The sequence below is a fragment of the Propioniferax innocua genome, assembly GCF_006716235.1.
Lineage (GTDB): Bacteria > Actinomycetota > Actinomycetes > Propionibacteriales > Propionibacteriaceae > Propioniferax > Propioniferax innocua.
On record NZ_VFOR01000002.1, the window covers coordinates 136,533 to 158,082 of the forward strand.

The 21,550-nt window shown below is 65.4% G+C and carries 15 protein-coding genes and 1 pseudogene; 9 read left to right on the plus strand and 7 right to left on the minus strand.

From position 1 onward, the window contains the following. The first annotated feature begins 2 nt into the window (after window positions 1-2). The 8 genes and pseudogenes from FB460_RS07335 to FB460_RS07370 all read left to right on the plus strand — a co-directional run bounded on the left by FB460_RS07335 (window position 3) and on the right by FB460_RS07370 (window position 8,579). On the plus strand, window positions 3-1,289 hold the full coding sequence (locus FB460_RS07335; RefSeq protein ID WP_142093503.1) for a PP2C family protein-serine/threonine phosphatase: 1,287 nt from the start codon (window positions 3-5) through the stop codon (window positions 1,287-1,289). 165 nt (window positions 1,290-1,454) lie between these two features. After that, window positions 1,455-2,735 (plus strand): vWA domain-containing protein, encoded by a 1,281-nt coding sequence (locus tag FB460_RS07340; RefSeq protein WP_142093504.1) that lies wholly within the window; start codon window positions 1,455-1,457, stop codon window positions 2,733-2,735. A 1-nt stretch (window position 2,736) separates the two neighbouring features. After that, window positions 2,737-3,759, plus strand: a complete 1,023-nt coding sequence (locus FB460_RS07345) for an FHA domain-containing protein (protein WP_142093505.1) — start codon at window positions 2,737-2,739, stop codon at window positions 3,757-3,759. A 20-nt stretch (window positions 3,760-3,779) separates the two neighbouring features. Beyond that, window positions 3,780-4,934, plus strand: a complete 1,155-nt coding sequence (locus tag FB460_RS07350) for a hypothetical protein (protein ID WP_142093506.1) — start codon at window positions 3,780-3,782, stop codon at window positions 4,932-4,934. 89 nt (window positions 4,935-5,023) lie between these two features. Further along, complete coding sequence (locus tag FB460_RS07355; RefSeq protein WP_142093507.1) at window positions 5,024-5,245, plus strand: DUF3107 domain-containing protein; 222 nt, start codon at window positions 5,024-5,026, stop codon at window positions 5,243-5,245. A 13-nt stretch (window positions 5,246-5,258) separates the two neighbouring features. Beyond that, on the plus strand, window positions 5,259-6,350 hold the full coding sequence (locus tag FB460_RS07360; protein WP_142093508.1) for a hypothetical protein: 1,092 nt from the start codon (window positions 5,259-5,261) through the stop codon (window positions 6,348-6,350). Window positions 6,351-6,473: 123 nt separating this feature from the next. Then, on the plus strand, window positions 6,474-6,929 hold the full coding sequence (locus FB460_RS07365) for a thioredoxin domain-containing protein (RefSeq protein ID WP_142093509.1): 456 nt from the start codon (window positions 6,474-6,476) through the stop codon (window positions 6,927-6,929). A 38-nt stretch (window positions 6,930-6,967) separates the two neighbouring features. After that, a pseudogene (locus FB460_RS07370) lies at window positions 6,968-8,579 on the plus strand (DEAD/DEAH box helicase). Window positions 8,580-8,695: 116 nt separating this feature from the next. Here the strand turns inward: FB460_RS07370 and FB460_RS07375 are convergent. Together FB460_RS07375 and FB460_RS07380 are read right to left on the minus strand one after the other, a co-directional pair. Further along, entirely contained in the window at window positions 8,696-9,562 is an 867-nt protein-coding gene (locus tag FB460_RS07375) for a PHP domain-containing protein (protein ID WP_211345904.1), read from the minus strand. 18 nt (window positions 9,563-9,580) lie between these two features. Further along, window positions 9,581-14,377: an NAD-glutamate dehydrogenase gene (locus FB460_RS07380; protein ID WP_246044321.1), complete on the minus strand. Its 4,797-nt coding sequence runs from the start codon at window positions 14,375-14,377 to the stop codon at window positions 9,581-9,583. A gap of 156 nt (window positions 14,378-14,533) precedes the next feature. Between FB460_RS07380 and FB460_RS07385 the strand changes: the two genes are divergently transcribed. Beyond that, window positions 14,534-15,001: a DUF2505 domain-containing protein gene (locus tag FB460_RS07385; protein WP_170209994.1), complete on the plus strand. Its 468-nt coding sequence runs from the start codon at window positions 14,534-14,536 to the stop codon at window positions 14,999-15,001. Window positions 15,002-15,027: 26 nt separating this feature from the next. On the opposite strand, the gene FB460_RS07390 is transcribed toward FB460_RS07385, so the two are convergent. The 5 genes from FB460_RS07390 to secA form a co-directional block, all read right to left on the minus strand. After that, window positions 15,028-15,510 (minus strand): DUF6912 family protein, encoded by a 483-nt coding sequence (locus FB460_RS07390; protein WP_142093513.1) that lies wholly within the window; start codon window positions 15,508-15,510, stop codon window positions 15,028-15,030. A gap of 73 nt (window positions 15,511-15,583) precedes the next feature. Continuing rightward, window positions 15,584-17,038: a wax ester/triacylglycerol synthase family O-acyltransferase gene (locus FB460_RS07395; protein WP_170209995.1), complete on the minus strand. Its 1,455-nt coding sequence runs from the start codon at window positions 17,036-17,038 to the stop codon at window positions 15,584-15,586. Window positions 17,039-17,061: 23 nt separating this feature from the next. Continuing rightward, window positions 17,062-17,574: an Rv3235 family protein gene (locus tag FB460_RS13040; protein ID WP_170209996.1), complete on the minus strand. Its 513-nt coding sequence runs from the start codon at window positions 17,572-17,574 to the stop codon at window positions 17,062-17,064. Window positions 17,575-17,646: 72 nt separating this feature from the next. Next, on the minus strand, window positions 17,647-18,501 hold the full coding sequence (locus FB460_RS07400) for a polysaccharide deacetylase family protein (RefSeq protein WP_142093515.1): 855 nt from the start codon (window positions 18,499-18,501) through the stop codon (window positions 17,647-17,649). A gap of 73 nt (window positions 18,502-18,574) precedes the next feature. Then, entirely contained in the window at window positions 18,575-21,526 is a 2,952-nt protein-coding gene (gene secA / locus FB460_RS07405) for a preprotein translocase subunit SecA (RefSeq protein ID WP_142093516.1), read from the minus strand. Window positions 21,527-21,550 lie beyond the last annotated feature (24 nt).

The window sequence follows — 21,550 nt, forward strand, 5'->3', positions numbered from 1 at the left end:
ACATGCCCGAGGGAGTTGGATCGTCCGGTTTCACCGAAGCCGTTCCGTGCATCAGTTGTGGGGTTCTGCCGATCCCCCAGAACGCCTGGTGCCCAGAATGTGGAGCCCTGCTGCCGACGCAGCTCCCCGAGGGACACCGACCACCGGGGGCGTCCTCGGTCACCACTGCTCTCCCCCCGAGCAACACCGATGGATCCGACGAAACCGTTCACCGGCTGGAGACGATCTGCCCGTCCTGTCAGGGCATCATCGAGACTGGATACTGCCTGCGTTGCGGCGCCGCCGAAGGTCCCCTGCGTGACCATTTCCAACAGGTTCCCGCCGTCTGGCTGGCCGGTGTGAGCGATCGTGGGATCCGGCATCATCGCAACGAGGACGCTCTGGCGCTGGCCGCCGACCCCGTGCCATGCTCGTACGGCGTCATGGTGGTCTGTGACGGCGTCTCATCCTCCGAGGCGTCGGACATCGCGTCGATGGCTGCGGCACGGGCGGCACGTGACCTGCTCGACGAAAGGCGTCGCAGCGCCTCGTCACGCCGTGCCCCCTCCTCGAGCATGCTGCTCCAGCAGGCGGTCGAGTCCGCCAACGACGCCGTCATCCGTGCGACCGGAGACTCCGAGACATCGCACACCGACGACGGCGCCGCCGCACAGATTCCGCCGACGAGCGGTGCGGCCGCCTGTACGTTCGTCGCGGCCCTGATCGATCAGGATGCTGTGACCGTCGCCAACATCGGTGACTCTCGTGCCTACTGGATCGGTGATGACGCCGATGCCCGGTTGTTGACGGTGGACGATTCGATGGCGCAGGTGCGCATGGCGATGGGCGTCGACCGCGAGACCGCTGAAAGCGAACCACAGGCCCATGCGATCACCCGTTGGCTGGGGGCCGATGCACCCGATCTCATGCTCACCCCACGTTCTTTCCAGGTACCCGGCGACGGCTGGCTGATCCTGTGCAGTGACGGACTGTGGAACTACGCCTCCGCTCCTGAGCATCTGCTGACGCTGGTGCAGGAGGCCGCTCTCGCCGGCATCCATGAGCCGCGTGATCTGGCTGCGCATCTGACGCGATGGGCCTGCGTACAGGGCGGACACGACAACATCACCGTCGCTGCAGCACGATTCGGGCCACGCCAGGATGTGTCGGCCATCATGCCGGGATCTGCTGCCCGCGATGCGGTGCCCCCCCCTGCTTCGGGCACGATGAACGCTCCGGTCACGGCCCTCTCCGATGACGCCACAGACCCTCTTCACGTCAAGGACCCCGCTGCACGTCAAGGAGACTGACACAGCGTCGTCGGGCGTAGGGCCTGATCTGGTGACCGAAGCGGGGCATACTGGTCTGGACACCCCGGTGGGGACCAGATCTCCCGATCCGCTGACGGGTACGACACCTCACCGGGAACGCACGACGAGTTCCCGGCCCGGGACTGCGACGATTGAAGGAGCGCCATGGCGGATTTCACCTCCGCGGTCTACCAGAACGAGTTCCTGCCCGACGGCGGCACCGATGTGAGCGCCATCGTCACCGTCGAGTGCGCCAATGCCGGAACCGCGGGCCAGACGGGAAGTGGATCGGCAGGCGAGATCATCATCGTCGACACCTCGGGCTCCATGGGCGTCACGAACATGGAGGCGGCCAAGAATGCAGCCATCGCGGCATTGGACCACATCGTCGACGGCACGTGGTTCGCCGTCGTGGCCGGCAATCATCAGGCCTTCCTCGCCTACCCGATGAGCCGCGGGGGTCAGGGCATGGTCCGCATGGATTCCTCGACGCGCTATCAGGCTGCCCGCGCCATCGGGACATTCCGTGCCGACGGTGGTACCGCGATCGGTTCGTGGCTCAATCTCACCCGAGCCCTGTTCAACTCGATCCCGGGGCTTCAGCAGAAACACGCCATCTTGCTGACCGACGGCGAGAACCACAACGAGACGCCTCAGCAGCTCGACATGGCGATCCAGTCGTCGATCGGTCAGTTCCAGGCCGATTGCCGAGGGATCGGCGTCGATTGGAAGGTCTCGGAGATCCGCAAGGTCGCCCAGGCTCTGCTCGGCTCGGTCGACATCATCCCTCACCCCTCCCAGCTCGGCCCGGTGTTCGCCAACCTGATGCAGAAGTCGATGGCACGCGGTGTGGCCGAGGCCAATCTGAAGGTGTGGGCGCCGCAGGGCTCTCAGGTCCTGTTCGTGCGTCAGGTCTCCCCCGAGGTTGAAGATCTCACCCACCGGGGTACGGCGGTGAACCCTCTGACGCAGTCGTTCCCCACCGGCGCGTGGGGGGATGAATCACGTGACTATCACGTGGCGGTCCGGTTGGCTGCCCGCGCCGTGGGCCAGGAGCAGTTGGCCGCTCGCGTACAGCTCGAGGTCGGCGGTCAGGTGGTGACGCAGGGGTTGGTGAAGGCCAAGTGGTCCGGTGATACCTCCCTGACCGCACGCATCAATCCCGCCGTCGCCCACTACACCGGGCAGACCGAACTCGCCACCGCCATCCAGGAGGGTCTGGCTGCCCGTGCTGCGGGCGATGAACGAACGGCCACGACTCGTCTGGGACGTGCCGTGCAGCTGGCAGCTGAGACCGGGAACGACGGTGCGACATCGCGTCTGCGCAAGGTCGTCGATGTCCAGGACGAGGCCACCGGCACCGTCCGGTTGAAGCGGTCAGTGGACAAGGCCGATGAGATGGCATTGGACACCGCGTCCACCAAAACCACACGGGTGAGGGGCTGAGATGGCACGTTGCGCCGACGGACACGAGAGCCGTTCCACCGACTACTGCGACACCTGCGGTGCGGTCATCACCGATCCCGGGGCACCGTCCCCGGCATCGCGTGCCGCTGGCCCCGATCAGGCCGCGGGGGAGCCGGCCACACCGACCGGAATCACCTGCCCGAACTGCGATGCGATCAATCTGCCGGATTCGCTCTTCTGCGAAGCGTGTGGCTACGACTTCACCACCGGCAGCATGCCACGCGTCGCCGACACCAGCTCCTGGCTCGACCTCGATGCTCCCGCCGCGAGTGCACCCGGTGGCGTCGGGCCATCACCCAACCGGGATGAGTCGGCTTCGGCCGCTGCGAACCAGCCCGCTGCGGAGAAGCCGAGTGCTCCCGTACCGTCACCGTCGTTGGACCTCGAGCCCGAGCCCGACCCTGCTGCCGGTCCGGTCCCCCGCACCGCGACGCCCCGTCCAACGACGGCCCGTCCATCAACACCGCAGTCGGCAGGGTCGCAGTCCCCCGAAGCCACGCGCAATGCTCCTCTCATGCCCGAAACACCGCGACCCGAAGCACGGAGGCCTGAAGCTGGCATGACGACGAACGATCCGATCGACTGGGTGGCCGAGTTGTGGATCGACCCCGAGTGGTACGCCGTTCAGGAGAGCCCGGACCCCATTCCGTCCCCCGGGCTGCCCGACATCGTTCCGCTGCGCGGCGACTCGGTCCTGATCGGCCGTACCTCGCACAGCCGAGGGATCTTCCCCGATATCGAAGGTGGCGCCGACACCGGTGTCAGTCGGCGTCAGGCGAAACTGACCACCGATGGGAAGCGTTGGTTCGTCGAGGATCTCGATTCCTCCAATGGCACCTTCGTCGGCCCTGCTGCCGGAAAACTTCCGGAGGATCCGCTGACGCCGGGGCGTCGCCATGAGCTCGAGCCGAGTGACCGCATCTACGTGGGTGCGTGGACGCGGATTGTTCTGCGACGTGCCACGGCGGAGGAAGCCCGGGCCGCAGCCGGCCGCATGGACTGAAACCCGCAGCTGATCCATCCGTGGAGAAAGTGAACGTGGACAAGGCAGACAGGGAGAAGTCGGCCGGGGATGCGGCTCCCCCGGCCCGCTTGGGCCGTGACCTGCGCGGGCACACCGACGCACTGGCAGCGTTGGTGGAGCATCGGAACCTGGTGGAGTTCACCGAAGGCCACTGGATCCTCGCCGAGGCCGTGGACGGCCGGATCTACAACTACCGTCCCGAGGAGTTCCTCCCGCAGGAACATCGCTGGCGGGTGATGTCCCGCATCACGGCACCGATGGTCGCCGCGACGCTGCTGGCCGCCGTCGCCCTCGGCGGAGCCTCCGGCGAGGACGCTGTTCAGGCGACCCTGGTGCTGCTCATCGGAGGTGCCCTCGGGCTGGGTTTCTGCGCCCTGCAGTACACAGCGACCCAGAAGGTGCGCGCCAAACGTGCCCGGACGGGCATCCCCGCGGGACGCAAGCCGCTGCCGGTTCCACCCGAGACATCGGCCGAGCGTCATCGGCGTCACCAGAGCGATCACATCGAGGAGACACCTGTGATCGACGACGCGACGACCGGCCCCGGCGAGAAGCGTTCCGGGACTCGTCCGGACCAGGAGTGGATCGTCCGAGACAGCCCCGGCGCGGAGCCGACGAACGAGGAGCTGGCGAACCGTGAATGGCCACTGCTCCCCTCCGCTTCGGAGGAGGACGAGCCCGAACAGTCCTGGTGGGAGCGTCATCAGGGTTGGGAGAAGTACCGGCGGCAGCATGAACTCGGTCACGACGATCTGAACAGTGCGGTCGCCGAGAATCGGCGTCTCACCGCCAGCTCCGACCACCGATGGATCCTCGCACGAGATTCCGCCCAACGCTGGTACAACTACCGACCCGAGGAATACCGGTGGGCCGAAGGGTGGTCGAGGCGCGGTTTCGCGATCTCTCTCGGTGCCGGTCTGATGACCTTGTTGACCGTCACGGGCGTGATGGGACTGATCAGTTCTCCTTCCACGGAGACGGCCATCGCGACGGCAGTCGTCGGCCTGCTCACGACCGGGTTCTGGGTCCCGATCGGCATCCAGATCCGGGCCGGACGCGCGCGGGCCAAGCGCGGTGTCCCTCCGCCCCGCAGTGCGGCGTACCCGGTCGCTGCGGACCCGACCGATGAGGATCGCCGGAATCATCGTTCCTGACGCTGCGCACCGGCGGGTCAGCATGTCCCACGGGTATCGTGGGCACGCATTCGCGCCAGAACACCACACACGAACCACAAGGAGTACCCGTGGACGTCAAGATCGGAATCCAGCACATCACCCGCGAACTGATCGTGGACACCGACCAGAGCGCCGACGAGGTCGCGACGGCCTACCAGGAGGCAGTCGCCAACGGCGGCACCTTCGAACTGGTCGACACCAAGGGCGGACGCACCATCGTGCGCGCCGAATCGGTGGCCTACCTCGACCTCGGCAGTGAGAAGGCGCGCAAGGTCGGCTTCGGTCTGTGAGTCTCCGCCTCGGATGAGCACCGAGCGGAAAGCCGTTGGCCACGCGCAGCTTCGCGACGCCATCTTCGAGTACCGCACGCTGTGCGAGGAAGAGCCGGACGCGGGCTGGAAGCTGTCGGCCGGCATCGACCGCCGTTACCGGAATTACCGGCGATCGGAGTTCGTCCGGAACGAGAGCACGAGTTGGCCTCTCCTGTGGGGCGTGCTGGGAATCGCGGCCCTGCTGACGGTGGTCCTTCCCTGGCTGGATGGCACCGAACTGGTGACAGTCATGTGCTTGGGCGCGCTCTCGCTGAATGCGGCTGGCGCGCTGATCGTGTGCCGGAAGAAACGTCGTACCCGAATATTTGCAGGGCTGGCGGCGCCCCGAGGCATGCCCATCACCGTCCCGCCGGAGAGCCTCGACGAACGGGCGGAGCGTCTGTCGCTCCCGCTCGAAGATCCTCCCGACACCACGAATGCTCCGTCGGCGCCCGCCGCGGCGGGCGTCGAACCGACGAACGAGGAGCTCCTCGACCGCGAGTGGCCGCTGCTCCCCATCGAGTCCACGCCGGACTCCGCGGAGCCCGGTGTGGAACGAGCCGAATCCGAGCCCGAGACGGAGTCGTTCTGGGAACGTCAGACCGGTTACCGGAAGTTCCAGCAGATCCGCGAGAATGGTCACAAATCACTGCTCGAAGCCGTGCAGGAGAATCACCGGCTCAATGCCACCTCCGACCACGCCTGGACGCTGTCACGCGGCGGCGGGGAAGGACTTTGGTACAACTACATGCCGCAGGAGATGGGGTATGGCCCTGACCTCCGGGGATGTTTGTGGTTCGTGGGGATCCTCACAACCCTTCTGGCGCTGGGATCGATCCTCGCCATCCCGGTGGTGCTCTTCCAGGGACCTCTGATCAATCTGCTCTTCTGCCTCGGTGGAGTTCTGCCGTCCCTGCTCTGGGCGGTGCTCTTCCGGCCGGAGTGGCGTGCCATGCGTGCCCGGAACCGACGCCACGTGCCCGCTCCGACGGGCCGGCCATACCGGCTTCAGTACCAACCACCCCCCGCCACACCGGCCACGATGACCGGTGCCGAAGACGGGATCGGCTCTTCCGCGCCGTGACCGGGTGACGAACATCGGTATCGTGGGCGGGCCGCTGCTGCACGACGCAGCCCGAGAACATCGAGGAGTCTTCGTGGACGTCACACCAGGCATGGGCCCGGCGTCGACCGTGAGCCGTACCCCATGAGGCCCCTGCGTCGGTGGACACCGGCCCTGTTCTGGGCCGTGCTGTTGATCGGGCTCGGCGCCCTGCTGGTGTGGCGCGGCGCCGAGGAATCCCTCTGGGCCCCTGCCATGTTGCTCCCGATGGTGTGGTTGGCGTCGCCACTGGCCTTTCCGCGCATCACCTCCCACGCCGAAGCGGCTGAACGGGCCGAGGCCGAACCCGGCACGGTGCGGATCTTCGTCCGGCCCGGATCGTTGTTCTGCATCTGGCTGCGTTGGAAGCTCCATGGCCTCGCCCGGGAGGTGCTGTGGATCGATGTGTGGGCCGATGATGAGGCCGCGGTGAAGATCCGCGAGCTCGGACGCGGCGAGTTGCTCGTACCGGTCGTCATCGTCGATGACGTGACGCGTCACAACCCTCCGGCCGACTGGGTCGCCCACCACGTGACCCCGCCCAAAGGCAGCGGCAGGTAGGGTGGGCTCCTGTGCACGCTGTGTGCACCGCTCCGCCGATCGAGCAGGCGCTCGGCGTCGCCGCCGTGGAGCGCGCAATCTTCCGGGTCCTGACGGGTCCGGGCCTGGACCAGAGGACACATTCTGAACACCACCGAACAAGCTGAAGACACACCCACCAGCCAAACTTTCGCGGACCTCGGCATTCGAGCCGAGATTGTCGACGCCCTCCGCGAGGCGGGCATCGAATCGCCCTTCCCCATCCAGCAGATGGCCATTCCGATCGCCAAGCAGGGCACCGACATGATCGGGCAGGCCCGCACGGGAACGGGCAAGACCCTCGCCTTCGGTGCTTCCCTGCTCCATCGCATCGAGTGCGACAACGAGCACGGCACGGCCCCGCAGGCCCTCGTGGTCGCACCGACCCGCGAACTCGCGCTGCAGGTCTCCAAGGACCTCAAACTCGCCGGCGCGAAGCTCGGCGCCCGCCTGCTCACCGTCTACGGCGGGGTGGGCTATGAGCCCCAGCTGGACGCCCTCGCAGCCGGCGTCGACGTGGTCGTCGGCACCCCAGGCCGCCTGCTGGATCTGGCCGACCGCCGCGCTCTCGACCTTCGCCACATCAAGGTCCTCGTGCTGGACGAGGCCGACGAGATGCTCGACCTCGGCTTCCTGCCCGATGTGGAACGCATCCTCGCCAAGACTCCCGAGAGCCGCCAGACGCTGCTGTTCTCCGCCACGATGCCGTCGGCGATCGCGTCGCTGGCCCGCACGCACCTGACGCAGCCGGTGAACATCCGCGCCGAGAGCAGCGAGGACTCCCAGACCGTTCCGGCCACGACGCAGTTCGTGTACCAGGCACACAACCTGGACAAGCCCGAACTCATCGGACGCATCCTGCGGGCCGAGGACCGTGACCGCGTCATGATCTTCTGCCGCACCAAGCGAGCCGCTCAGCGCACCGCCGACGATCTTGTGGACCGCGGTTTCAAGGCCGCTGCGATCCACGGCGATCTGCGTCAGGAGGCCCGTGAACGTGCATTGAAAAAGTTCCGTGACGGAACCGTCGACGTACTCGTGGCCACCGATGTGGCCGCCCGCGGTATCGACGTCAGCGGCGTCACCCATGTGATCAACAATGAGTGCCCCGATGACGAGAAGACCTACGTGCACCGCATCGGTCGCACCGGCCGCGCCGGACGCACGGGCGTCGCGGTCACGCTGGTCGACTGGGCCGACGTGACCCGTTGGAAGGTCATCAACAAGACTTTGGGGCTCGACTTCGACGAGCCGGTCGAAACCTACTCGAGCTCACCGCATCTGTTCACCGATCTCGGCATTCCCAAGGGCACCAAGGGACGGATCAAGGCAGAGAAGCCCCACCATGACGAGGATGAGGGCACAGAACGCCCCCGGCGTCAGCGGGCACCGCGTAACCGTAACCGGCGCCGCACCAAGAACGGTAAGCCGGTCAGGGGCGACAACGATCAGGCTCGTGGCGGAGCCCACGACGAGTCGGCCGGTCGGTCGGCCAACTCGGCAGCCGAGGACTCATCGCAGGGTTCGGGCGCACAGAACACCGAAGGGGATTCGCCACGACGCCCACGTCGCCGCCGTCGCCGCTCGACCCAGAACCGCTCCGGCCAGGGTCAGGATCCGGCACAGGGCTGAACCGCAGGCCTGCCTGATTCGATCAGGCTGACCAGATTCCCCGTCGATGTCTTCGGACATCGACGGGGAATCGTGCGTCTCGGGGCGATGGCTTCAGAGGTTTTGGTCGGGGCGGGTCAGGTCATTCGAGCCCGGATGCGTTCCCACACTCCCGGGGCCGTGGTCTCCGAGGCGATCTCGTGACCGACCTTTCCGGTGCCGTGGTAGTCACTCGAACCGGTGACGAGAAGTCCATGGGTCCTTGCGATGCTCCGCAGCTCACCCCGCATGGCTGAATCCCTCGGTCCATGATCGCCATGATCGATCTCGATGCCGTCCAACCGGTGATCGCGCGCCAGGCGTCCGATGGTGTCGCCGTCGAGGACATCGCGGCTCCCTCTCCCCCACGGGTGTGCGATGACGGTGACCGCCCCGGCGTCGTGGAGAAGATCGATGGCCTCGGGCAGGGGTGACTCATATTTGCCCACATGCGCCAACCCACCATCGTGGAGATACCGATTGAAGGCTTCGGCGCGGTCCGCCACATGCCCGGCCGCCACGAGAGCGTCGGCGACGTGGGGACGGCCCACCGAATCACCACCCGCCCGAGCGATGACGTCCTCCACCGTGATGGGAACTCCCAGTTCTTCCAGCCGCGCGACCATCCGTGGGACACGCTCGGTACGTCCCCGTCGGATACGTTCGAGCTCCTCCAGCAGAGGCGCGTGCGAGGTGTCAGCGCCATAGGCCAGCAGGTGCACCGAGCGTCCGCCGAGCGTCGTGGACATCTCCATCCCCGGCACGAACTCGATCCCCATCTCATGTGCTGCCGCCTCAGCCTCGGCGTGACCGGAGAAGGTGTCGTGGTCAGTCAGCGCGATCACATCAACGCCCAGCCTCGCGGCTCGCCGCATCACTTCGGCCGGGCGATCGGTCCCGTCGGACACCAAGGAATGCGTATGCAGGTCGATGATCATGAACTGCTCCTCACGTCCTGCACCCACGGTACAACCTGGTGATGATCACTCCTTGTCGAGCAGGGCACGCAGAGAGCGCAGCCCCACCGAGATCCGAGCGATCTCCGGCTCCGCCGCGACCACTTCCGACAGGGTCTGCTCGGTCGCTGCAATCTCGGGGAGTTCAGCTGCCCAGGCTGCCACCCGCTCACTCGGACTGGCGTCGGGGCCACCGCAGGACATCGCCTGCGCCGTGAGTCGCGACTGGAGCTGGTGCAGGTCCTCACGCATCGCCGAGCGTGCCATCGTCTCCCATCGGTCGGTCCGCGGCAGGGCACCGATGTGCGCACGCAACAGGTCGATGCCGGTCTCCTCGGCGAGCTGGAAGTGCACCGCCGCCACATCGATGACATCGGCGCCCAACCGCTGGGCGTTGGTGGCGATGTCGAGCGACTGGTACGTCACCTGTGCGGTCGCCACCACCGTGGCGAGTTCCTGATCCACCCCCGCTTCGGTGTAGCGCGCGCACATGGAGTCGAAACGTTCCTTGCCGCGGCCCACTTGGAGCTCGGAGATGGATTCCTTGATCCGTGCGACGTCATCGGCGAGTTCCTCGACGACCGCGCCGACATCGATGGGGGAACGACGATTGGCCAACACCCACCGTGTGCCGCGTTCCACGAGGTTACGGAACTGGATGCGCATCGAGGTCTGCACGTCGGCCGGGATCTTGTTGTCCAGGGCCGCTGTCTGCTCCTCGTGCAGCCCGAGACGGAAGATCGCTCGAGCGGCCAGATGCGCTCGGATGACCTCGACCGGGCTGGCACCCAGCTCGTCGTTCAGACGGTAGTAGGACGTGATCCCGGAGGAGTTCACGAAGCGATTGACCGTGACGGTGGCGATGATCTCCCGCTGCAGACGGTGACCGCGCATGATGTCGCTGTGACTCTCCCGCAGACGCGGCGGGAAGTAGCGGGCCAGTCGGTCAGCGAAGTAGGGATCGTCGGGAAGGTCCGATGCGATCACCTCGTTCTCGAGATGGATCTTGGTGTAGGCGAGCAGCGTGGCCAGCTCCGGCGCGGTGAGTCCTTCACCATTGTGGATGCGATGCTTCATCTCGGCGCTGGTGGGAAGGTTCTCAAGGCCACGGTCGAGCAGCCCGGCCTCCTCGAGGACGCACATCCACCGCTCGTGCACCGGCGCCACCGACACGGCCTGGGCGAGGCCGTTGGCCAGGGCGAGGTTCTGGTCGTAGTTGTTGGCCAGAACCAACTCGGCGACCTCATCGGTCATCGACGCCAACAGCTCCGCCCTGTTCTCGGCGCTCAGACGCCCATCGGCGACCTCCTGGGCCAGCAGGATCTTGATGTTGACCTCATGGTCGGAGGTGTCGACGCCTGCGGAGTTGTCGATGAAGTCGGTGTTGATCCGTCCGCCGCTCTTGGCGTACTCGATACGCCCGAGCTGCGTGAACCCGAGGTTGCCGCCCTCACCCACGGCCTGCGCCCGCAGTTCCCCGCCGTTGACGCGTACCGGATCGTTGGCCTTGTCCCCCACCTGCGCATGGGTCTCGGAGGCCGCCTTCACATAGGTTCCGATGCCGCCATTCCACACCAGATCCACCGGTGCACACAGGATCGCCCGGATCAGTTCGGTGGGAGCCATCGCCGTCACGTGGTCGTCGAGCCCCAGAGCGCTGCGTACCTCGGGGCTGATGGCGATCGACTTGGCCCGGCGTGAGTACACGCCTCCGCCGGCCGAGATGAGGGAACGGTCGTAGTCGTCCCACGTGGACCGCGGGGTGTCGAACAGACGCCGACGTTCCTCCCAGCTCGCGGCCGCGTCCGGTTCGGGATCAAGGAAGATGTGCATGTGGTTGAACGCGGCCACCAGCCGAATGTGTCGGCTGAGAAGCATGCCATTGCCGAACACGTCCCCGGACATGTCGCCGATGCCGACACAGGTGAAGTCCTCGTTCTGGCAGTCGACCCCCATCTCGCGGAAGTGACGCTTCACCGACTCCCACGCACCACGTGCGGTGATCCCCATGCCCTTGTGGTCATAGCCCACCGAACCACCGGAGGCGAACGCGTCGCCCAGCCAGAAACCTCGCGAGACCGAGATCTCATTGGCCACATCGGAGAAGGTCGCGGTGCCCTTGTCGGCGGCCACCACCAGATAGGGGTCATCATCGTCGAAACGCACCACGCGCGTGGGCGGATCGATCTCCCCGTCGATGATGTTGTCACTCACATCGAGCAGTGAGTTGATGAACACCCGGTAGCAGTCCCTGCCCTCGGCGAACCATGCCTCGCGGTCACGCCGATCGGGCAACTGTTTGGGCAGAAAACCACCTTTGGCCCCCACCGGAACGATCACGGTGTTCTTGACCATCTGTGCCTTCACCAGACCCAGCACCTCGGTGCGGAAGTCCTCGCGTCGATCCGACCAACGCAGACCACCACGGGCCACCGATCCGAACCGCAGGTGGACGCCTTCGACGCGCGGCGAGCACACGAAGACCTCGAAGGCCGGACGTGGCTCGGGCAACATCTCCAGCTCGGTCGGCCGGATCTTCAACGCGAGGGCCCGGGCATCCTCGCGGAATGCGTTGGTGCGCACCGTGGCGTCGATGACAGAGAGGAACGACCGGATGATGCGGTCGTGGTCAAGGCTGTCCACCACCTCGAGGTCGGCCAGCAGAGCATGACGGTACTGCTCGACGACCGCCCCACGTTCATCAGCGTCGGAGAACGCGTCCGGGTCGAACTTGGCCGCGAACAGGCCCACCACACGGCGGACCAACGGCACATTGGCCAGCAACGAATCGGCGATGTACTTCTGCGAGTACGGGGTACGTGCCTGCTGGAGGTACCGCGAGATCGCCCTCAGCCACGCCACCTGGGTCCAGTCGAGGCCTGCGGCCATGACGAGTCGGTTGAGGCCATCGGCCTCACTGTCGCCCTGCCAGGAAGCGCGGAAAGCATTCTGGAAACGGTCCCTGTCGGTGCTGCTCCACCGCGACACATCCTCAACGCCTTCAGGGATCCGAAGCCCGAAGTCGTAGACGAGCGACGGGGTGTCGGCTTCTCCGGTGAGGTCGTAGGGGCGTTCGTCCACGACCGTCACGCCCATGTGGGCAAGGTGTGGCAGCACCTCGGTGAGCGTCATGCGTTCGTGTGCGAACACCTTCAGACGAACATCGGCTTCGGAAGGGTCATCGGGCACATACAGCGCCAGCGAGATGTCATCGACGGAGGTCTCCCCCAGTGCGTTGAGATCCATCAGGGCATGGCGAACGTCGAAGGCCTCCTTGTAGGCCTCGGGAATGCCACGAGCACCAGCCCAGACGCTCGCAAGCTCCTGGTCAGGTTGGTCCTCCAGAGCTGCGGCGAGATGGTCGTCCCAGTTCTGGGTCGCCACGGTGAGCCGGTCCTCCAGCGCGGGGACATCCACAGATCCCACCTGACGCCCTTCAGGCATACGGACGGTGAAGTGCAGTCGTGCCAGCACCGACTCGGTGACGCGTGCCTGATAGTCCACCGACTCGCCACCGAGTTCGGTCAACAGCATGTCCTCGATGACATTGCGGATGCGTGTGGTGTAGCGGTCACGCGGCAGGAACACCAGGCAGGACAAGTAGCGGCCCGAAGCGTCCGGGCGTACGAAGAGCCGCACCTGACGCCGCTCCTTGAGACGTGCGATCTCCTCGACGGTACGGGCGAGGGCGGCATCGTCGGATTGGAAGAGTTCATCGCGCGGGTAGGTCTCCAGTGCCGACCAGATGGCTTTGGCCCCGTGCGAGCCGGATTCGAAACCAGACCTGCGCACGATGTCTCGCGCCCGATCACGCACCAACGGGATGTTGCCCACCGAGTCTGAGTAGGCCGCAGCCGCGAACAGGCCCAGGAAGCGTCGCTCCCCGACCGGCGTTCCGTCGTCGTCGAGGACGCGGACGCCGATGTAGTCCAGGTATGCGGGGCGATGGATCCGGGATCGGAAGTTGTCCTTGGTGACCACCAGCAGTCCGGGGTGGCGCGACGGGACGGCGTGGAAGGCGTCTGGCCTGTCCCGGTGCCGCAGTATGCCCAGGCCAGTGCCCTCACGTTCGGTGTACTCATCGCCGTCGATGGTGTATTCGCGGTACCCGAGCAGGGTGAAGTGATCCTGATCCACCCAGGACAGGAACTCGGAGGTCTGCGCCAACTCACGGTCGTCAACCGGGGACGGCATGGCCTCGAGCAGGCGAATGGTGTCACTGATGCGTTCCCGCATCGCCGGCCAGTCCTGGACAGCTTCGTTGACGCCTTGGATCACAGCCCCCAGCCCGGCGATCAGCCGGTCGCGGGCCTCTTCGTAGTCGGCGCCGACCGGCGGATCGACCTCGAGGTGGATCCAGGATTCACGGACCGCTCCGGTCTCGGTGTAGGCCGAAGCCGTCGGCAGCACACGCAGCATGGCTCCGTTTTCGTCACGGCGCACCACCAGTTGCGGGTGTTGGATGTCGACCATGGCCCAGCCCTGACGCAGGACCTCCATGGTCACGGTGTCCACCAAGAAGGGCTGGTCGGCGATGACGAACTGGATGACGACGCGGCCCATCCCCGTCGTTCCTGATTCCACCGCCCCGATCACCGGAGTCCCCTCGGCATCGGAAAGTGCCTGCCCAAGACGCAGGTGCTCCGCCAGCAGCGTTCCGGCTCGCTCAGCGGGGATGCGCACGAGCTCATCGGGGTCGACGTGTCTGAAGTACTGCGTCACGACCTCATGCAGCTGATCATCCAGTACCGGAGGCGTATCGGCCTGTTCGACCGCCTGCGCCACTTGCCCCAACCACGTGCTCTTGTCCACTTCGACCGTCACGCGGCTCACTCTAACCGGCTCACGCCGACTCATGCCCAGTGGGTCGCGATGTCACTCGGTTCCTCAACAAAGGCGTGAACCCCTGCCGGCTCGATCCGGCGACGAAGCCGAAGGTCCGCCACCCCGACCACCACCAGATACGGCAGGATGGTGCCCATGGAGATCAACGCACACGTCGAATTCGCCACTGACCCCGCCCACGCCTTCGAGATGCTCACCGACCCGTCGTTCCTCGAGCAGGTGGCTCTCGAAAGCGAGGGAACGAATGTCGAGATCAGCGTCGATGGCAACACCACCATCAGCCGGCGCGACCTCCCGGCACCCGACATGGCCAAGAAGATCACCGGCGACACGTTGCGCGTCGAAGAAATCGTTGAATGGGACGAAGCCGATGCAGATGGCTCGCGCTCCGGCACCGTGACCGTGACCGTGAAGGGTCAACCCGCCAAGATGAACGGCACCGTGAAAATGGCCCCCGGTGGCCCCGGCACCGTCGGCGACGTGAACGGCGACCTGAAGGTCAACATCCCACTCATGGGCAAGAAGATCGAGAAGATGGCCGCCCCCCTCATCATCGAAGGCGTGGAGACATGGGAGAGCGTCGGCAAGAAGCGTCTCGCCTGAGTTGGCCCTGCTGAACCGCAGGGAGTTCATTCGATCAAACGCTGCGCCTCACTTGGCCCGAACCACATGAGGTCATGCTTCTCGAGGAACCCCTGGACGATGTCCGATTCCCAGGCAGCTGCCAACACCGAGTCGTTGTCGGCCGCCTGGGGAATCTGCACATCTGATGCCGCAGCGTCCCCCTCACTTTCGTCGGCGAAGATCGATTGGACGCGGCGCCATCCGAACGGCCCCACCTGAACGAGGCCGAAGTCGGCATCTGGCCCCAGGTCGGGCTCATGATCGTCGGTGGCGACCGCCAGTACGAGACGACGCCCGTGGGAGACCAGAGCATCAACCCCTGCGATCATGCACAGCGCGTACTCGACCTCCTCATCGGCGCCATCGGTGTAGCCGAAGGTGTCGAGCATGCGTTGGGTTCCGGCGAAGCCGCGCATGTTTCGGGTTTCGCCCCTGCGCAAGCTCTCCAATTCGTGTGCCGACACCGGCACGAACACCAGTTCACCCATGACTCTCCTGTTCGGTTCTCTTTCTCCTCAGCATGCAGGCTCCTCCGGGAGACGGGACGAAGCGGGGCCTGAGTCAGCCATCCTCCCAAGCCGCCTGTAGTTCTCCCACCGCCTCATCGATGCAGCTCACCAGAAGTTCCGGATCGCGAACCTGATCACGATCGGCGTTGACTCCGACGAACATCTTCCCGTCATAGGAGGTGACGCCGATGCTGAGCAATCTTCCGGGCTCCACCGGAAGTACTGGATGGCTCGCTGTCATGGTCACCCCATCGAGAGCGATTCCATGCTGCGGCCCTGGCGCGTTGGTCACCAACAGATGATGCGGACGCAGCACCAGCTCATGGGAGGCGCGGACCGCCAGCGTATGCAGTGTCATGGGGGCGAAACCGGCGATATCGCGGATGCTGTGTGCAGAGACCGCCCTTCCGGTGTCGGTGTGAGCACGTGTGCCGTGCGAGATCTGTCGCATCCGCATCAACGGATTCGGTTCGAACAGTGGCAGCGATATCAGATGCGGCGACACATGCGAGCCGAGAGCCGAAGGCTCACCATCGGTGTCCACCACACTCATGGGTACGAGCGCCAAGAGCTCGCGGGCACGTACATCCTGCGCAGCCAGCCATGCCCGAAGGCCTCCCGCGATCACAGTCAGAATCACATCGTTGATGGTGTAGGAGGCACCACGCAGCGCCCGCAGATCATCCAACTGCAGCACGGTGCGGGCGAAACGCCGCTGCTCGCTGGGCACACCACCAAACGGCGTCCCCAGCGGCCCACGGTTGCCCCGCAGCGCCGTGCCGGCCCAACCCCCCATCGAGCCCCCGGCGACGAAGGCCTCGCCAGCGGCCAAGGCCGTGGTCACCGCGCTGCTGAGACTGCGGCGTCCCACCGCCAAGGCTGGCCCCGGACCGGAGAGCCCTTCCCGCACGGCGTCGAACACCAAATCGACCATCCGGGGTTCGGGCAGCGGCTCGAACGGTTCATCCTCCGATCCCCACGACGAATCATCGGTCTCGTCATCATCGGCATCATCGTCATCGACGATGTCATCCAGCAGCACCTGACACAGCTCAACGGCGTCGATACCGTCAACCAGACACGGGTGGGTCTTGGTTATCAACGCGCAACGCTGCTGGCCGGTGTCTGGATCCGGCTGAAGCCCTTCGACGATGTAGCACTCCCACAGCGGCCGGTCGAGGTCGAGCTGCCGAGCTGTCACCCGCGCGACGAACTCATCGAGTTGCCGCGCAGTCCCCGGCCGCGGAAGAGCACTGTGACGGATGTGGAACGCCGGATCGAAGTCAGCGTCCTCCACCCACACCGGCGCTGCCAACCCACCCGGAACCTCGCGCACACGCAGGCGGTAGCGCGGCACGTAGGCAAGCCGCTCCTCGATCAACGCGGCGATGGCGTCGACGTCGATATCGTCGCCGGTGAAGATATCCACCGAACTCACATGTTGCGGTGTGCGTCGTGACTCGGCAGCCAGCAGGGCCGCCTCACTAGCGGTCAGTCGCTGGGGCATGGCCCCACGGTAGCCGGTGGCGTTCAGGCGACGCGGAGGTGGCTCACCGGAGGTGTCACGAGAGGACGCAACGCAGCAGGCCCAGCGTCGAGAGCCGTGCAGACCCAACGTGTCCCGATCAGATCGATACGCAGGGCCATGGCCACTGAACGCGGACGCACCGCGCGGCCACCCACATGGAGCCGGACGGTGACCTCGGCACACATGGCCCCGGGATGCTGGATGCGCAGGGAGGCAGGTGTGAGGTGCACGCGGTCGGTTCGAGACGACCATTCACGAACCTGCGCCAACACCGGATAGGTCGCCCATGCCGCGAGTTGGCCGATGGGACGCCGCCCCACCACACCCTCGAGAAGCACCTGCAGCAGACGCCGCACATGCGGTTCGAGAGGGCTGGCGGTACGGTTGCGGCCCAAGGCGTCAGCGCTCTGAGGCAGGAGGGGCTGAGCAGAGCTGTTCGTGGCGACATCGGCATCCAAGGAGTGGGGCCGAGGTTCGGGGATCCGCCCGGGAAGCGGTTCGACGTGAGGGATCATGCAGCCAGCCTGCAATGCCCAGCCGCAGACGTCCACGACACGCCGCAGCACAGCGCGGCCTGCTCGAGTGCGTCAGACCGATTCGGCGCCGTTCTCGTAGACCTTGCCGGGTTCGGGCTTCCCGAAGAGTTCACTGACCGTCACCAACGTGTACCCCTGCTCCTTCAACGAGCGCACCATCTGGGGCAGCGCACTGGGAGCGGAGGCGTGGATGTCATGCATGAGCACGACCGATCCGGCCTGGACCTCTTCTGTCACAGTCTGGTTGATGGCCGCCGGGTCGGACTCCTGCCAGTCCTGGGTGTCCACGTCCCACAGGATCACCGCCTGACCAAGCTCACCGGCCACCTTGCTGACGGTCTCGTCCTGCAACCCATATGGCGGCCGCAGCGCGACCGGACGCTTTCCGGTGACCCTCTCGAGTTCATCCGCCGCGCCCCCGATCTCGGCCCGCAGCCGCTCATCGTTGACGCCGGTGAGGTCGGGGTGGGTCGCAGTGTGGTTGGCGATCTCCATTCCCGGTGTCTGAGCCACCTGCTTGGCGACCTCCGGGTAGGCCTTGAGGTTGGACCCCTGCATGAAGAAGGTTCCGGGGACGCCCTCACTCACCAAGGTGTCCAGCACACGCGGCGTGTATTCCGGTGACGGCCCGTCATCGAAGGTGAGGGCGACGCACTTCAACACGGCACAATCGATCGCGGGAGCTGCGGCAGCTGTCTCGATTCCCGGTTCGTCACCGGCTTTCCCATCAACCGGTTCCTCCTCCGATGCGGAGACATCCGAGGACGGCTCGGCGACAGGAGCAGTGGGGGTCGGCAGGGTTTCCTCGGTCTGAGCCGCTCCGCCGACAGGCAGCACACCGACACCGGCCCCCATCATGAGGACGCCAACGAGACCGGGCACCATCAGCTCGAGGATCCGCTTCATGCCCCCAAACTAAGCGTCGAACAATGCCCGTGCTCTCAGGCACGCCGCACAGGGTTCAAGCAATCGGGAAGCTTCAGGAGCGCTTCCCGTGACACTGCTTGAACTTCTTCCCCGAACCACACGGACACTTCTCATTACGTCCGGTGCCGGCGTACGGATCGGTCGCCTCCGGCGCGTTCGCCTCCTGGGCAACGGCCTTGCCGGACTCATCTGCGGCCGAGTATTGCAGCCGTTCGGCCCGACGCTTGGCGCCCTCCCCAACCTGGATGCGATCACGCAGAGGACTGGGTTTCGGTTCCCCGGTCTCCTCTACACCCTCGTCGTCTCCAGCAGCCGTGCGCTTGTCGGCGACGGCCTTGGCCTTCTTGCGGGGGCGTCGGCGTCCGGCCCGGTTCGTGGGCGTGGTCTCGGAGCCCTCATCCCCATCGGCAGTGGTCGTGGCGGTATCGGCTTCCGCTCCCGCCTCGGCCCCCTTGCCCGCGTCGATGCGCCGCGCGATGGAATCCGCCGTCACAGCCTTCCCATCGGCGTCACGCACCATCCCCACCTGGGGCCGCTGCACCTTCACGGTGAAGATCTGGCTGATGACCTCCTCGGTGAAGGCCTCCATCATCGCGACGTACATGTCGCCGCCCTCCCGCTGATATTCCACCAGTGGGTCGCGCTGAGCCATGGCTCGCAGTCCGATGCCTTCGCGCAGGTAGTCCATCTCGTAGAGGTGCTCACGCCACTTGCGATCGAGAACCTGAAGCATCACCTGACGCTCCACCTCACGCATGGTGTCCTCGCCGAGCTCTTCCTCGCGGGCGTCGTAGCGCTTGTTGGCGTCCTCGACGAAATCCTCGACCAGCTGGTCCTGGGTGATCTCGACATCCTCGTATTCCTCGATGTCCAATGACACCGGGTAGAGGGTCTTCATGCCATCCCAGAGGGCTTCGAGATCCCAGTCCTCGGCGAACCCCGGGGTCTGTGCCCGGACGCTCTGCTCCACGACCTTGTCGAGGGTCGAGCGCATGTGCGTCTCGATGTCAGCACCCTCGAGCACCTTGCGTCGATCGGCATAAATGGCGTGACGCTGACGGTTCATCACGTCGTCGTACTTGAGGACGTTCTTTCGCATCTCGAAGTTCTGCGATTCCACCTGCTTCTGGGCACCGGCGATGGAGTCCGAGACGCGCTTGTTCTCGATCGGCTGATCATCGGGCACCTTCAGAGCAGTCAGCACCCACTCCACGATGTCGCTCTTGAACAGCCGCATCAGATCGTCGCCGAGCGACAGGTAGAAACGGGATTCGCCCGGGTCGCCCTGACGTCCCGAACGGCCACGGAGCTGGTTGTCGATACGCCGCGACTCGTGACGTTCGGACCCCACCACGTACAGGCCACCGAGATCGACGACTTCCTCGTGTTCGGCCTTGACCTGCTCCTCGAACTTCTCGAGGGTCTCAGGCCAGCGCTTCTCATACTCCTCGGAGTCCTCCAGTGGGTCGAGACCGTCGGCCTTGAGCTTGGCCTCGGCCAGGAACTCAGCGTTGCCACCGAGGATGATGTCGGTTCCTCGCCCGGCCATGTTGGTGGCGACGGTGACGGCGCCCTTGCGTCCGGCCATGGCCACGATCGACGCCTCACGTGCGTGGTTCTTGGCGTTGAGGACCTCGTGCGTGACCTTGGCCTTGGTCAGCAACTTCGAGAGCGCCTCGGACTTCTCCACCGAGGCGGTACCGATGAGAACCGGCTGCCCCTTCTTGTGCCGTTTCTGGACATCCTTGACGACCGCCTCGAACTTCGCCTCTTCGGTGCGGTAGATCAGATCCTTCTCGTCGACGCGGATCATCGGCTTGTTGGTCTCGATCTCCACCACCGAGAGGCCGTAGATCTTCTGGAACTCCGCCTCCTCGGTCTTGGCGGTACCGGTCATGCCCGCGAGCTTGTCGTACATGCGGAAGAAGTTCTGCAGGGTGACCGTGGCGAGCGTCTGGTACTCGTCCTTGATCTCGACGCGTTCCTTGGCCTCGATCGCCTGGTGCAGGCCCTCGTTGTAACGACGTCCCTCGAGGGTTCGGCCGGTGTGCTCATCGACGATGAGCACATCGCCGCGGTTGACCACGTAGTCCTTGTCCTTGCGGAACAATTCCTTGGCCTTGATCGCATTGTTCAGGTACGAGATGAGCGGAGTGTTCTCCGACTCGTACAAGTTGCGGATACCAAGACGATCCTCGACCTTCGCGATACCCGGTTCCAGGATCGAGACCGTCTTCTTCTTCTCGTCGACCTCGTAGTCGACGTCCTTGCGCAGTCGCGTCGCGATCTTGGCGAACTCGGGATACCACTGATGGTTGTCCTCGGCGGGACCGGAGATGATCAGCGGCGTCCTCGCCTCATCGACCAGAATCGAGTCGACCTCGTCCACGATGGCGAAGTTGTGCCCCCGCTGCACACAGTCCTCGATGCGCTGGGCCATGTTGTCACGCAGGTAGTCGAATCCGAACTCGTTGTTCGTTCCGTAGGTGATGTCTGCTTTGTAAGCCTCCCGACGCTGGGCCGGCGTCATCCCTGCGGTGATGCACCCCACGGTGAGTCCGAGGAACTTGTGGATACGGCCCATCTGCTCGGACTGTGTCTCGGCCAGGTAGTCGTTGACGGTGACCACGTGGACGCCCTTGCCCTCGAGCGCATTGAGGTAGGACGGCAACGTCGCCACGAGGGTCTTGCCCTCACCGGTCTTCATCTCGGCGATGGTGCCCATGTGCAGGGCGGCCCCGCCCATGATCTGCACATCGAAGTGACGCTTTCCCAGCACGCGGCGAGAAGCCTCGCGGACCGTGGCGAAGGCCTCGGGAAGGACATCGTCCAATGTCTCGCCGTCGTCGAGGCGCTCACGGAACCCATCGGTCTGTTTCCGCAGCTCCTCATCGGACATCTCCTCATAGTCCTCCTCGATGAGGTTGACCTGCTCGGAGATGGACTTCAGCTTGCGGCGGATCTTGCCTTCACCGACGCGAAGCAACTTGTCGAAAACAGACACGGATCTTGTTCCTCGATAGCGTGC